Here is a 12,277-nt window from a genome sequence, read left to right on the forward strand (position 1 = left end):
ACGAATGGATCTTCGAGATCGGCCCCTGCCGACCCCCGGCAACCAGCCCAACCGAAGGGAGACGCGCATGCGTCGACCCCGTCATCTGGCACTTCTGAGCATCGGTGTGTCCGGCGCTCTGGTGCTCAGCGCAGCCCCCACAGCAACGGCTGCCCCGCCCACCGCGACCACGCCCACCGGCATCGTGGTCAGCGACGGCATGACCCAACCGGTGTTCTCGCTCGCCGACGCTATCGAGGAGCGGGTGTTCGTCCAGACCCCGGTCGACACCGACCACGACGGTCGACCCGACCGGGTGGCGATCGACATCTCCCGACCACGGGAGACCGCCACGCAGGGCTTCAAGGTGCCGGTCATCTTCGAGCACAGCCCGTACCGCAAGGGCACCTGGGGTGACGTCCCGTACCCGAGCGTGCTGGTCGACGAGCTGCCGCAGAACGGTCTGACCGACCGTTCCGGACGGCGGACGCTCGACGTGGGCACCCAGCGCGCCCAGGCGAAGGCCAACCTGCCCGGCTCGCTGGACGACTACTACGTGCCCCGCGGGTACGCGGTGGTGCTCGGTCAGAGCGTCGGCACCGGCGACTCGGACGGCTGCCCCACCAGCGGCGACCAGGCCGAGACGCTCGGCACCAAGGCGGTCATCGACTGGCTCAACGGCCGGGCAAAGGGGTACGACGCGAACGGCGCCCCGGTCTCCGCCGGCTGGACCACCGGCGCGGTCGGCATGACCGGTGTCTCCTACAACGGGACGCTGCCCAACCAGGTGGCCACCACGGGGGTCAAGGGACTCAAGACCATCGTGCCGGTCTCCGCGATCAGCAGCTGGTACGACTATTACCGGGCCAACGGTCTGGTCGTCGCCCCCGGGACGTTCCAGGGCGAGGACCTCGACATCCTCGCCCAGTACACCGCCGGGCAGGCACGGGCCGAGGGGCAGTGCGCCGACGAACTGGCCGCCATCACCGAGGAGCAGGACCGGGTCACCGGCGACTACTCCGAATTCTGGCAGGACCGCGACTACCTCGACGCCCGCAACGTCAAGGCGAGCGTCTTCGTCGTTCACGGCCTCAACGACTGGAACGTGAAGACCGAGCACTTCGCCGGCTGGTGGGACCAGCTCGCGAAGCGCGACGTACCGCGCAAGATCTGGCTGCACCAGGGCGGCCACGGCGGCCCGGGCAGCAGCGCGTCGGTGACCCTGCCGAGCGGCCAGACGTGGACGTACAAGCAGACCGAGAACCGCTGGTTCGACTTCTGGCTGTGGAACGTGCGCAACGGCATCATGGACGAGCCGACCGCGGTGCTCCAGCGCGAGGACCGGGCCTACACCACGTACGCCAACTGGCCCGACCCGGCCGCGCGTGAGGTCGGCTTGCGGTTCGCAGCCACCGACGCCACCGCCCCGGGCACGCTCACCACGGGCAAGCCGCCGAAGGCCAAGGTCGAGCAGACCTTCGTCGACGAGGGGCGGACCATCCACCCGGACACCCTGGTGTCCAACCCGGACACGGCGAGCGCGAACCGACTCGCGTACCGCTCCCCCGAGCTGACGCAGAGCGTGCGCATCTCCGGCCGTCCGGAGATGCGGCTGCGGATGGCGATCGACAACAAGCCGGACGCGAACCTCACCGCGTACCTGGTCGACTACGGCCCGGCCGGGTCGACCGCCGCGCCGACAGTGGTGACGCGAGGTTGGATGGACCCGCAGAACCGCAAGAGCGCCGCACGCACCCAGCCGGTCAAGCAGGGCAAGCTGTACGACTACCGGTGGACCATGGAGCCGAAGGACTACGTCTTCCCGGCGGGCCACCGGATCGGCGTGGTCGTCTTCTCCAGCGACCAGGAGTACACCCTGCTGCCGTTGGGCGGCACCGAGCTGCGGGTCGCACCGAACGACAGCGAACTGCGGCTGCCGGTGGTCGGCGGGCGGAGCGTCCTCGGGTTCTGATCTAGACCTCGTGCCACAGGTGGGGCAGTCCGACGTGTTCGGGCTGCCCCATCCGCGTGTCCGGCGGTGTCCGGTATCCCCACCCCGGTCAAGATCCGCGCAACATCAGGGAACTTGCTGCCTCGGCGTGGTCTGAGGCAGCACTTTCCCGGAAAGTGCGCGGATCTTGGATTGTCGGCGCCCGGGGTTGCGGGGTGTGGTGTCCGGTTCGGCGGATCCGTCCGTGGGGCGGATGTCCGGTTTCGGCGTGGCTGTCCCGTGGTCGGGGCCACCCTGGCGGCGGAATCGTGGGCCCGGCGGGGTCGTTATACCTGGCATGCCACCGCGACTTTCGGGTCGTGAGGCGAGGGCGCACCGGCCGGGAACATCCGCTGGGCCGCCCCGGTTACATCCCCCGCAACGCCCGAGCAGATCCCCCCGTGGATCGCCGGCGTTCCCCCCAAGACTTTCCCGCACGGTCACCGTTCCCCCTTGTGTGTCGTGTCGTGCGGACACCCCCGATGCAGAGGAGCACGCCATCATGCGTACCGATCTGATTCGTAAGACCGCTCTGAGCGCTGCTGGCCTGGCCTTCACCGGCGGCGCGATCGTCGGACCGATCACCGCCGCGTACGCCGCGACCGATGCCAAGCCCACTACTCAGACGCAGTCTGATCGCAAGCCGTCGGGTGAGCGTCAGCTGGGCGTGCGCTACGAGGCGCAGCCGAACTTCTACTACTGCGGCCCTGCCGCCGCCCGTAACGCCCTTTCCGTGCAGGGCAAGGACATCAGCGTCGACGCCATGGCCAAGGAGATGGGCACCACCGAAGCCGGCACCAACTCGATCAACGACATCACCCCGGTGCTGAACAAGGAAACCGGCAAGAACGACGCGTACCGGTCCGTGGAGATCAGCACGCCCGCGGCCGACGATAAGCAGACCGACAAGCTGCGCGCCGACATCGTCAAGACCGTTGACGACGGCCGGGCCGTGGTCGCCAACATCGCCGGCACCACCACCGACACCGACGGTGGTATCCACTCGTTCGAGGGCGGGCACTACATCAGCGTCGTCGGCTACCGCGACAACGGCACCACCGTCAAGATCGCCGACTCCGCCGACCCGAACACCGCCTCCTACGAGGTCACCGTCGAACACCTCGCCGACTGGATCGCCACCCGCGGCTACGCCACCAGCTGACCGCGACCGACACACCGAAGGGCCGGACCCCACCACGGGGCCCGGCCCTTCGTCGTCTTTCATTTCCGCCAATTGCGGAGCGTATTGACAAGCTTCGACATCAGGGTGAGGCTTGACCTGCTGAGAGCGCTCTCTCGCACCCGGCCTCAACCGGCCACCACCAGTCTGGCCAGGGCAATCTCCGATGTCTTCGGCGGCGGCGCCGGAGCTTTCCCTGACCCGTCCCCCCGACAGGAGTCACACGATGGACAGGGCCGCACCCCTCTCCGGCACCCACCGCCGGCTGCGCCTCGCCACGGCGATCGGCGCACTGCTGGTGCTACTCGGCACGTACGTCGCCTCCACCACCGAGCGGGCCGACGCCGCCCCGGTCGCCAACGCCATCCGGGTTGCCGAGTTCCCCGCCGACTGCACCTACAGCCACCGGCTGCCGGACGACCCGATCATCTTTCCCGGGCTGCCCGGGGCCTCGCACATGCACAGCTTCTTCGGCGCCACGGTGACGAACGCCAACACCACCCTCCCTGACCTGGTCAACTCCCCCAGCACCTGCAACCCGCGGGTGGACGTCTCGTCCTACTGGGTGCCGACCCTGTACCGCGACAACGTGCCGGTGGAGCCGGCGATCGCCACGTTCTACTACCTGGGCGAGGGCGTACGCTCCGACGTCGTCGCGAACACCCAGCCGTTTCCGCTCGGGCTGCGACTCGTCGCCGGCAACGCGAAAGCCACCGGCTCGAACGACAGCATCGCCCGGTGGTCGTGCCTGCACGCCGGGCACGTGCCTCCGTCGAAGGACTTCGTCAACTGCCCGTCCGGCACGATGCTCGAGTCGTACCTGGACTTCCCGCAGTGCTGGAACGGCCGCGACCTGGACTCGCCGGACCACAAGAGCCACCTGGCGTACCCGGTGAACCAGGCCTGCCCGAGCACCCACCCGGTGCACGTGCCCAAGCTGCGGCAGGTGCTGCGATACCCGGTCACCGGCGACCCCTCGCGGATCCGGCTCGCCTCCGGGCCGGGCTACACCATGCACGGTGACTTCTTCAACGCCTGGCCGGTGGCGGAGATGGCCCGTCGGGTCCAGGACTGCATTCGTCCCGTCATCAAGTGCGGTCACGACGGCCGACCGATCTGAGCCGACAGGCTCCCACCACGGAGGCGGGTCCGGTCACGCCGGGCCCGCCGTCCGGGGGGCGAGAGGAGGCCGGATGCGAGCCCTCGTGAGCGCGTCCATGTCCCTGTTCCTCGCGGCGCTGCTCGTCACGGCCTGCGCCACCGGATCACCGACCACGACCGCACCGACCACGACCGCACAGTCGACCGCCGCACCCTCGACCGCCGGGCTGGCCGGCTCGGTGTCGCCCAGCGGCTCGGCCAGCCTGTTCAGCCCCACCGACATCGCGTGGCTTCAGCTGACGGTGGCGATGAACGAACGCCTTCTGCCGGTGCTGGACATGGTGCCGAGTCGCACCACCGACCCGGCGTGGCAGACCTTCGCCGCCCGGCTCGGCACGGCGCACCGCGCCGACCTCAGCACCGCCCGACGGCTGCTCGCCGAATCCGGCGCCCCGGCGACCAACCCGCACGAGGGCCACGACATGCCGGGCATGGTCACCGAGCAGGAGTTGACGACGTTGCGGTCGGTGACCGGTGTCGCGTTCGAACGATTGGCAGGCCAGCACGTACGAGCCCACCTGCAACAGGCGGTGCGGGTCGCCACCGCGGAGCAGCGGAACGGCGTGCACCCGGCGACGACCGCGTTGGCCGCGGAGGTGGTCCGGGCCGGCGACGCCGAGCTCACCCGACTCGACCGGTTGACCCCGTAGACCGCCACGCCGATCGTCCTCTCAGCTGGTCGCCAGCAGCCGGGCGATCGTTGCCGGCTCCGCCAGGTGCGGGAAGTGGCTACCGGGCAGCACGGTCACCACGACCTCCGGCAGGGTCTCCGTCAGCCAGGCCAGATAACGGGGTGGCGGCTCGGACGAGGTCACCCAGCGGTAGGGAATCCCGCGCTCACCGATGGACCGCAGATCACTGTGGCGCTCGGCGGCGATGTCCTCGTCGGAGCCGCGCAGGATCTCACCCCAGTAGCCCAGCAGCAGGTCCGGCCGGGGATCGGTCGCGGTGGTCACGATCTCGCGGGCCTCGGCCGGCAACGACTCGATGCCCATCCCGGCCAGCATGCCGTCCCACACCCGCCGCCAGTCCGGGCCGCGCAGTGTCGACTCCGCCTGGCGTACGGCCGCACCGAAGGGGCCGGGCAGCAGGATCTGGTCCAGATTCACCACGCCGCGCACCGGATAGCGGGCCGCGTACGTCGTGGCGACCACCGCGCCGACCGAATGTCCCACCACGATCGGCTGCGCGAGACCGGCGTCGGTCACCTGGTCGTGCAGGACCTCGGCAACCTCCGCCATCCGGTAGGACTCCCGACGTGGTGCGTCGCCGTGACCGGGCAGATCGAGGGCGAGGACCTGCCGGTCGGGGTCGATTGCCGCAAGCTCGCGTCGGACCGGGTCCCACTGTCGCCGGTCGTAGGTGAGGCCGTGCAGCAGCACCAACGGTGGTCGGTCGTCATTCATTGTCGCGCCTTTCCTGCTCTCCGCTCGTCCGGGCGCTGGCCCGAAGCGAGTCGATGGTGAGGTCGAGAGCCGCCTCGAGGTGATCGATCTTCCCGGTGGAGAGCAGTAGCAGGACGCCGCCCTGAATGCCGGCCAGCAGCGCCGCGGAGGCACGGTCGGCGTCCACGTCCGGGCCGATGTCCCCGGTCGACTGCATGTGGCGGATGCCCTCGGTGATGGCCGCCTGCCAGCGCCACATGAGCCCGGTCACGATCGCCTGCGCGCCCGGCGCGCGTCGGCCGGTCTGACCGAGCAGCCCGTTGAGCGGGCACTTCACGCCCTGCGCGAGGTAGCGCTCGATGAGCCGGTCACGCCACGCCAGCCAGGCTGGCCAGGACGTCAGGTTGCTGAGCATCGGCTCCTGGTCGATGAGCACCTGATCGGCCTCGTGCTGGGCCACCGCGAGCAGCAGGTCCTCCTTGCCGCCGGGGAAGTAGTGGAAGAGCTGTCCCTTGCTGGTGCTGGTGTGGGCCATCACGTCTTCGAGGCGTACCTCGTCGACGCCGCGCTCGCGGATCTCGGCGGCCGCGCCTGCGACGATCCGCGCCCGGGTGGCCTCGCCCTTGCGGGTCAACGCCCGTGTCATGAGACCCCCGTCACCGATCTGCGTTCGTACCTGCCGGTCCAACGCTAGCGCGGACTTTGGACTTGCAGGTCCATTTTTGCCGAGCAAAGGTCTGGGACGGCCCGCTCGGGGCCGACGCGCGATCGAGAGGACGCAACGATGAACCACTACTACCTGCTCGGGCGGTCCGGTCTGCGGGTGAGCCGGCTGGCGCTGGGCACCATGAACTTCGGCGTCGACGGGTTCCATGCCGCCTACGGCAAGACCGAGGAGGAGGCGGAGCCGATCTTCCGTCAGTATCTGGAGTCGGGGGGCAACTTCATCGACACGGCAGACTTCTACACCGCCGGGGAGAGCGAAAAGATCCTCGGCCGCCTGATCGACCGGGCCGGCGTCCGCGAACGGCTCGTGCTGACCAGCAAGGCCACCAACACCGTCGACCCGACCGACCCGAATGCCAGCGGCAACGGTCGCAAGCACATCACGCGGGCGGTGGAGGCCTCGCTACGGCGACTCGGCACCGACTACATCGACCTGTACCTGCTGCACACCTGGGACCGGATCACACCGGTCGAGGAGGTCGTGCACACCTTCGACGACCTGGTGCGGGCCGGCAAGATCCGGTACGCCGGGCTCTCCGACGTGCCGGCCTGGTACGCGGCCCGGGCGCAGAGCTACGCCGAGGCACACGGGCTGGCCCCAATGATCAACGTGCAGCTGCCGTACTCCCTGGTCACCCGGCACATCGAGGCGGAGTTCGTGACGATGGCCCAGACCCTGGGAATGGGTGTCACCGCGTGGAGCCCGATCGGTGGCGGCCTGCTCAGCGGCAAGTACCGCCGGACCAGCGAGGGTATGAGCGGCACCGGTCGGTTGACCAACCCCGACGCCGCGGGTCGGGAGATCAGCCCCGGCGACTGGCAGGTGATCGAGGCACTGGAGAGCGTGGCCGCCGATCTCGGGCGCAGCATGGCGCAGGTGGCGATCAACTGGGTGGCCACCCAACCCGCCGTCGCCTCGGTGGTCGTCGGGGCGAGCAGCCCCGAGCAGCTCGCCAGCAACTTCGGCGCGCTCGACTTCGAGATCCCGGCGGACGCCCGTCGGCGACTCGACGAGGCGAGCGCCCCGAACCTCGGGCTGGTCTACAGCATGTTCACCCCGCAGTACCAGTCCTGGGTGGTGAGCCCCGGCCTTGGCATCGGCGACAAGCCGGCCGGTTACGCCCCGCCGGTGTTCAACGGCGCCACCCCGCCCACCCGGTAGGGGAACGGTCCGGGGAGCGGCTCCCCCTCGTAGAGCGCGATGTACAGCCGGCGCAGCTCGGGCCCGTCGGCGCCGAGCACGGTGAGGTTGAGGGTGTTGTGGCCGACGCCCAACGCTTCCGGCAGGGTGCAGACCTGGAGCGGGATCGCGTTCGCGTCGGCGATGAGGCGCGGCACGCGCTCCGCCGCACCGAGGTCGACCACGCCGTCGAGGGGGCTGATCGCGACGGCCGCGGTCCGCAGACCGGTCCGTCGTGGCGGCTTCGGCAGAGTACGCGCGATGCTCAGGTACTGGGTGACGGCGGCGAGGGAGTAACCGCGCGACGTGACACGGTCCGGGAGGATGCGGCCCCCGTACAACATGATGAGCGGTCGGACCGCGAAGGCCGGCGCCTGCCGACGGTCCGGGCCGAAGAACGGCGACAGCAACAGCAGCTGCCGTACGACGGTGCCCGGCACCTGGGCCAGCCAGGCCGCCAGGACGGCACCGCCGGAGATCCCCACGACGCCCACCTCGTCTCCCAGGCCCTCGGCGACGGCCAACGCCCGCGCGGCGTACGTCGTCAGCTCGTCGGCCTGGACCCGGTGGTGGGCCCGCAGGTCGACGGTGCCGTGCTGCGGGGCGCGCGGAACCCAGACGTTGTAGCCGCGGTCGAAGAACTCCTCGGCCAGTTCGTCGTACTGGTCGGGCGCGAGGGTGTATCCGTGCAGCAGCAACACGGCCCTGCCGGTGCGGGAGCCGTGGCTCAGGAGACGGCTGCGCGACTCCGGCCGGACCTCCGGGTCAGCCGCCTCGGCGTCGATGACGGCCTCGGCGGCACGGACGGCGTTGTCGAAGTCGAGCGGCCGCGCCGGTGCGACCGGTGGCTCACGGCGCAGCGACCGCCACAGGCAGAGCGTGGCGACGGCCGCCACGACCAGCGCCAGTACGCCGACGATGAGCATGGCCCGATGCTGACAGGGCCAGCGGGCGGCGCCGGTGCGGGGGTGCGCCCCGGTGACAGGGCGCACCCCCGATCCGCTATTCCTGCTGGTCCGCCGGCGCGAAGATGACCCTGGTGCGCAACTGTCGGAACCCGGTCCGCTCCAGCTCGGCCAGCACCGCCACCCGACGCGCGTCCAGGTCGGCGATGACCTCCCGGGCGCCACCGTCGGCCAGCAGCCGGACCCCCTCGACCAACAGTTCTGGCCGGGCCGCCTCGTCGAGCAGACCGAGGTAGACGAGAAGTGGGTAGCAGGCGTCCCCGGCGGTGCCGACCAGACCCACCGGCTCTCCGGCGTCCAGCGCGACGCGCCATCCCTCCACTCCGTCCCCCAGCCAGCCCAGAGGGTCGGTGGCGAGGTCGACGCCGCTGACCACCCGTGCGGTCTCGACGCCGGTCAGCACGTCCGGCTCGTCGATCCTGGCGACCAGGGCGTTGGCCTCCGTCGCGTCGACCGGCGGACGGAAGTCGTACCGTCCGGAGGACGCCGGAAGGGGTGTGCCCGTCCAGGAGCACCGGAGCCGCTCCCCCCGCTCGACCAGGCCGGCGAGCCGGGCCGCGGCCATCGGCGCCTCCACCACGGCCCGCACCTCGGGGCGGCGCCGCCAGTGTGCCGGCAGCGCGGCGTAGTACAGGCCGGGGCCACCCAGCGCCTGGTGGGCGGCGTGCAGCAGTTCGGCGCCGACCTCGGGTTCGGCGTCCAGATCGAACCGGTCCAGCCAGGGCGCGCCGACGGCGCCCGGTGGGAGGAGCCAGGCGGCCCGACCGACCACCCGGCCGTCGCGCAGGGCGACCCAGGTGGTCTCGGGCCGATAGCCGCCACCGGCGACCCCGTCGGCGTAGCCGACCTGGCGCAGTTGGGGCAGCGGATCAGGCATGGAGTCGAACAGGTTTTCCTCGCCCGCGACGAGCGGACGGATGACCAGATCAGTCATGGCGTGGTCCTCCGGGAAGCGAGCGCCCCGGATCAGATCCGTGCGGACGCCGGAGCGCGGAGGGGGCGCAGAACATCGGACATTGTTCTGACCTCCCCTCGGCTCGACGGCGTGCCGGAAGAACATACGCCGATCGGTCGCCGGCCCGCAACGGGTTGTCACAGAGTCGGGTTGGTTCCCGACCCTCGCTTGTGGGCCCGCTGGTCGAAGACGGCGATGCCGGCCAGGATCACCGCTGCGAGGGCCGCCACGGCGACCGGCGGGAGAAACACCATCGGTACCGCCGCCAAGGCCAGCGTCACCGCACCGACGTACAGCACCCGACACCGCGGCGTGGTTCTGCTCGCCCGCTCCAGGCTGCTGCGCCCGATCAGGAACAGCACCGGGCCGCCGAAGATGATGACCACCAGAGCCCAGTCGATCGGCGGGTGCGGGTCCTCGATGACCTGTCCGAAGCCGACGGCGGTGCAGATGATGCCACCGACGATCAACAACAGGCTGTAGCTCGCCCACGGCGACAGCTGGACCCCCTCACCGCTCGGGGTCGAGGCATGGCCGGACCTGACGTGGTAGAAGTAGATCCGCCAGAACGAGACCACCGCCACGAACGAGGCGACGAGGACGATGGTCCCATCGGTCGAGAAGCCCGGAAAGCTGACCGCGGCGCCGGCTTCGAGCACCACCTCGGCGAGAGCGATCATGAAGAACTGGTTGTACCGCTCGGCGAGATGCGCCTCCGAGACGGTGACCCCCATGCTGTTGAGCTGTCTCCCGCCGATGCGGGGAAGGGGGTAGGTGGTGGCGGCGCCGATCATCTCGATGGCGAGCGCGATGGTCCAGAAGATGCCTCGACCGAGACCGCCGCTGATGCCGCCACTGATCCAGAGCACGCTGGTGACCAGGTGCCAGGTCAGCACCCGGAGCGCGAACGCGTGCACCGGGTGGCCCCGCAGGGCGAACGACAGGAACAGCGGTCGGCCGACCTGGATGACGACGTAGGTGCAGGCGAAGACGACGCCGCGCTGGCCGAAGGCCTGCGGCAACGTGACGGCCAGCACCAGCGTGCCGAACATCGTGGCCAGCAGGACGACTTGGAGATCGGGGCGTCGAGGGTCGTAGGTGCTCGCCAGCAGGGCGTTGAGCGACCAGATCATCCACATCGCCGTGAAGAACAGCACCGTCTGGCCCGCCTCGGACAGCAGCGTGTGCCGGACGATGGTCAGGTCGTCCGCGACCCGCCCGGCGAGACGGGCCAACGCGAAGACGTACACGATGTCGAACAGCAGTTCCAGGACGGTCGCCGAGTTCGGGCTCCTGCTGTCCCCGAGCCCACGGGACCCGATGCGCGTCAACACGGACGGCGGGACAGCTCAGCCGGCCAGGGCCGCCGACACGGGCGGGCCGAGGTGATGGCGGTGCTCGGCGATTCGACCCGTTGCCATCGCCCCCGAGCCCCCCTCACCGACCGCGTGATCCAGTTACGCGTACTTTATCCATCTTCTGGCCCGATTCTGCGGTGGATGGCGGATCTGGCCCGCTGCTCACCCGGGCAGAAACTGTTATCCCGGTACGGGCGTCCAGTCTCCTGAGGGGAAGGTGGTCGCAAGATCCGCCGCCACCACGGCATCGGACAGCGATGCGACCACACGGAGGAGTCGAGACGATGCGCGCAACAGGTCAGGGTGCAACGGACGCCGCGAAGGGGAATCGGGGCGTCCACGCGGACCCCCGACGCGGGCTGTCCGGCCGCCTCCCGACCGGCGCGAGGCGTCTGCTGTGGCCGCTCGCCGTGGCCGCCGTGGTAGTCCTCCTGGTGACCGGGGTGATCGTCGTGATCCAACCGACCGGGCCGACGCCCGCTCCCGCAGCGGCCCCGCAGTCCGTCGACGAGCCGCTGGGCGCCAACCCGGCGTCCAGCTCCGCCACCGCGACCACGCCCGCCGCCACGCCGAGCCCGACGGGAGCGACCCCGTCCCCGACCCTGACGCCGACGGCGAAGCCGACGACCGGGCGTACGGTCGCCCCGGCGGCACCCGTGGTGACCTCGAAACGCAAGGGTGTCGGGGTGTGGACCTTCGACGGCGTCAACCAGGCGCTGGCCAGCTCCGGGGCGAGCTGGTACTACACCTGGGACGTGGCCCACCAGGGCGTCACCAGCCCGAAGGGCGCCGAGTTCGTCCCGATGATCTGGGGGGCGAAGAGCGTCACCGCCACCAACCTGCAACAGGCCAGAAAGAACGGCAGTTACCTGCTCGGGTTCAACGAGCCGGACCTGAAGGGTCAGGCGGAGATGACCGTGGAGCAGGCGTTGGAACTGTGGCCGCAACTGGAGGCGACCGGCCTTCCGCTGGGCAGCCCCGCCGTGGCCTGGGGCGGTGACCGGCCGGGCGAGTGGCTCGACCGCTTCATGGCCGGCGCGAAGCAGCGCGGGTACCGCGTCGACTTCATCGCCCTGCACTGGTACGGCGGCGACTTCACCACCGCCAACGCCGTCAACCAGCTCAGGTCGTATCTCCAGGCGGTGCACGACCGCTACAAGCTGCCCGTCTGGCTCACCGAGTTCGCCCTGATCGACTTCTCCAACGGCGTTCGCTTCCCGACCCAGGCACAGCAGGCCGCGTTCCTCACCGCGGCGACCAGAATGCTGGGCGGCCTGTCCTGGCTTCAGCGGTACGCGTGGTTCGGCCTGCCGGCAACGGACAAGGATCAGACCGGGCTCTTCCGTACCGGCAGCGTGGCGACCGCCGTGGGCCGCGCCTACCAGGCGGCTCGCTGAC

At 70.3% G+C, this 12,277-nt stretch carries 11 protein-coding genes; 6 read left to right on the forward strand and 5 right to left on the reverse strand.

What is annotated here, in order from left to right:
* The first annotated feature begins 67 nt into the window (after positions 1–67).
* The 4 genes from KBX46_RS02500 to KBX46_RS02515 all read left to right on the forward strand — a co-directional run bounded on the left by KBX46_RS02500 (position 68) and on the right by KBX46_RS02515 (position 4,960).
* Positions 68–1,951: a Xaa-Pro dipeptidyl-peptidase gene (locus KBX46_RS02500; protein WP_210790360.1), complete on the forward strand. Its 1,884-nt coding sequence runs from the start codon at positions 68–70 to the stop codon at positions 1,949–1,951.
* A 520-nt stretch (positions 1,952–2,471) separates the two neighbouring features.
* Positions 2,472–3,131, forward strand: a complete 660-nt coding sequence (locus KBX46_RS02505; protein WP_210790363.1) for a C39 family peptidase — start codon at positions 2,472–2,474, stop codon at positions 3,129–3,131.
* Between the two features lie 244 nt (positions 3,132–3,375).
* Complete coding sequence (locus KBX46_RS02510; RefSeq protein WP_088948754.1) at positions 3,376–4,269, forward strand: DUF1996 domain-containing protein; 894 nt, start codon at positions 3,376–3,378, stop codon at positions 4,267–4,269.
* A 73-nt stretch (positions 4,270–4,342) separates the two neighbouring features.
* Positions 4,343–4,960 (forward strand): DUF305 domain-containing protein, encoded by a 618-nt coding sequence (locus KBX46_RS02515; RefSeq protein WP_210790366.1) that lies wholly within the window; start codon positions 4,343–4,345, stop codon positions 4,958–4,960.
* 21 nt (positions 4,961–4,981) lie between these two features.
* On the opposite strand, the gene KBX46_RS02520 is transcribed toward KBX46_RS02515, so the two are convergent.
* Together KBX46_RS02520 and KBX46_RS02525 are read right to left on the reverse strand one after the other, a co-directional pair.
* Positions 4,982–5,716: an alpha/beta fold hydrolase gene (locus KBX46_RS02520; RefSeq protein WP_210790369.1), complete on the reverse strand. Its 735-nt coding sequence runs from the start codon at positions 5,714–5,716 to the stop codon at positions 4,982–4,984.
* Positions 5,709–6,341 (reverse strand): TetR/AcrR family transcriptional regulator, encoded by a 633-nt coding sequence (locus tag KBX46_RS02525; RefSeq protein WP_210790373.1) that lies wholly within the window; start codon positions 6,339–6,341, stop codon positions 5,709–5,711. The genes KBX46_RS02520 and KBX46_RS02525 overlap by 8 nt, the downstream gene beginning before the upstream one ends.
* 138 nt (positions 6,342–6,479) lie before the next feature.
* Here KBX46_RS02525 and KBX46_RS02530 point away from each other — a divergent pair, with 138 nt between their 5' ends.
* Positions 6,480–7,583 (forward strand): aldo/keto reductase, encoded by a 1,104-nt coding sequence (locus tag KBX46_RS02530; protein ID WP_141909882.1) that lies wholly within the window; start codon positions 6,480–6,482, stop codon positions 7,581–7,583.
* Here the strand turns inward: KBX46_RS02530 and KBX46_RS02535 are convergent.
* From KBX46_RS02535 to KBX46_RS02545, 3 genes are all read right to left on the reverse strand, one after another.
* Positions 7,538–8,527 (reverse strand): carboxylesterase, encoded by a 990-nt coding sequence (locus tag KBX46_RS02535; RefSeq protein WP_210790376.1) that lies wholly within the window; start codon positions 8,525–8,527, stop codon positions 7,538–7,540. The two genes, KBX46_RS02530 and KBX46_RS02535, sit on opposite strands and share 46 nt — an antisense overlap.
* Before the next feature lie 76 nt (positions 8,528–8,603).
* On the reverse strand, positions 8,604–9,500 hold the full coding sequence (locus KBX46_RS02540) for an acetyltransferase (protein WP_210790378.1): 897 nt from the start codon (positions 9,498–9,500) through the stop codon (positions 8,604–8,606).
* 158 nt (positions 9,501–9,658) lie between these two features.
* Positions 9,659–10,855, reverse strand: a complete 1,197-nt coding sequence (locus KBX46_RS02545; protein ID WP_210790381.1) for a low temperature requirement protein A — start codon at positions 10,853–10,855, stop codon at positions 9,659–9,661.
* A 476-nt stretch (positions 10,856–11,331) separates the two neighbouring features.
* Between KBX46_RS02545 and KBX46_RS02550 the strand changes: the two genes are divergently transcribed.
* Positions 11,332–12,276 (forward strand): glycoside hydrolase family protein, encoded by a 945-nt coding sequence (locus KBX46_RS02550; protein ID WP_308159341.1) that lies wholly within the window; start codon positions 11,332–11,334, stop codon positions 12,274–12,276.
* The last annotated feature ends 1 nt before the right edge of the window (position 12,277 follow it).

The organism is Micromonospora sp. C81, from assembly GCF_018070425.1.
Taxonomy (GTDB): Bacteria; Actinomycetota; Actinomycetes; order Mycobacteriales; family Micromonosporaceae; genus Micromonospora; species Micromonospora zamorensis.

Excerpts from the sequence above, each read along its gene's own strand:
- KBX46_RS02525 (WP_210790373.1), bottom strand. The coding sequence starts at position 6,341 with ATGACACGGGCGTTGACCCGCAAGGGCGAGGCCACCCGGGCGCGGATC.
- KBX46_RS02520 (WP_210790369.1), bottom strand. The coding sequence starts at position 5,716 with ATGAATGACGACCGACCACCGTTGGTGCTGCTGCACGGCCTCACCTAC.
- KBX46_RS02530 (WP_141909882.1), top strand. The coding sequence starts at position 6,480 with ATGAACCACTACTACCTGCTCGGGCGGTCCGGTCTGCGGGTGAGCCGG.
- KBX46_RS02535 (WP_210790376.1), bottom strand. The coding sequence starts at position 8,527 with ATGCTCATCGTCGGCGTACTGGCGCTGGTCGTGGCGGCCGTCGCCACG.
- KBX46_RS02540 (WP_210790378.1), bottom strand. The coding sequence starts at position 9,500 with ATGACTGATCTGGTCATCCGTCCGCTCGTCGCGGGCGAGGAAAACCTG.
- KBX46_RS02510 (WP_088948754.1), top strand. The coding sequence starts at position 3,376 with ATGGACAGGGCCGCACCCCTCTCCGGCACCCACCGCCGGCTGCGCCTC.
- KBX46_RS02515 (WP_210790366.1), top strand. The coding sequence starts at position 4,343 with ATGCGAGCCCTCGTGAGCGCGTCCATGTCCCTGTTCCTCGCGGCGCTG.
- KBX46_RS02500 (WP_210790360.1), top strand. The coding sequence starts at position 68 with ATGCGTCGACCCCGTCATCTGGCACTTCTGAGCATCGGTGTGTCCGGC.
- KBX46_RS02505 (WP_210790363.1), top strand. The coding sequence starts at position 2,472 with ATGCGTACCGATCTGATTCGTAAGACCGCTCTGAGCGCTGCTGGCCTG.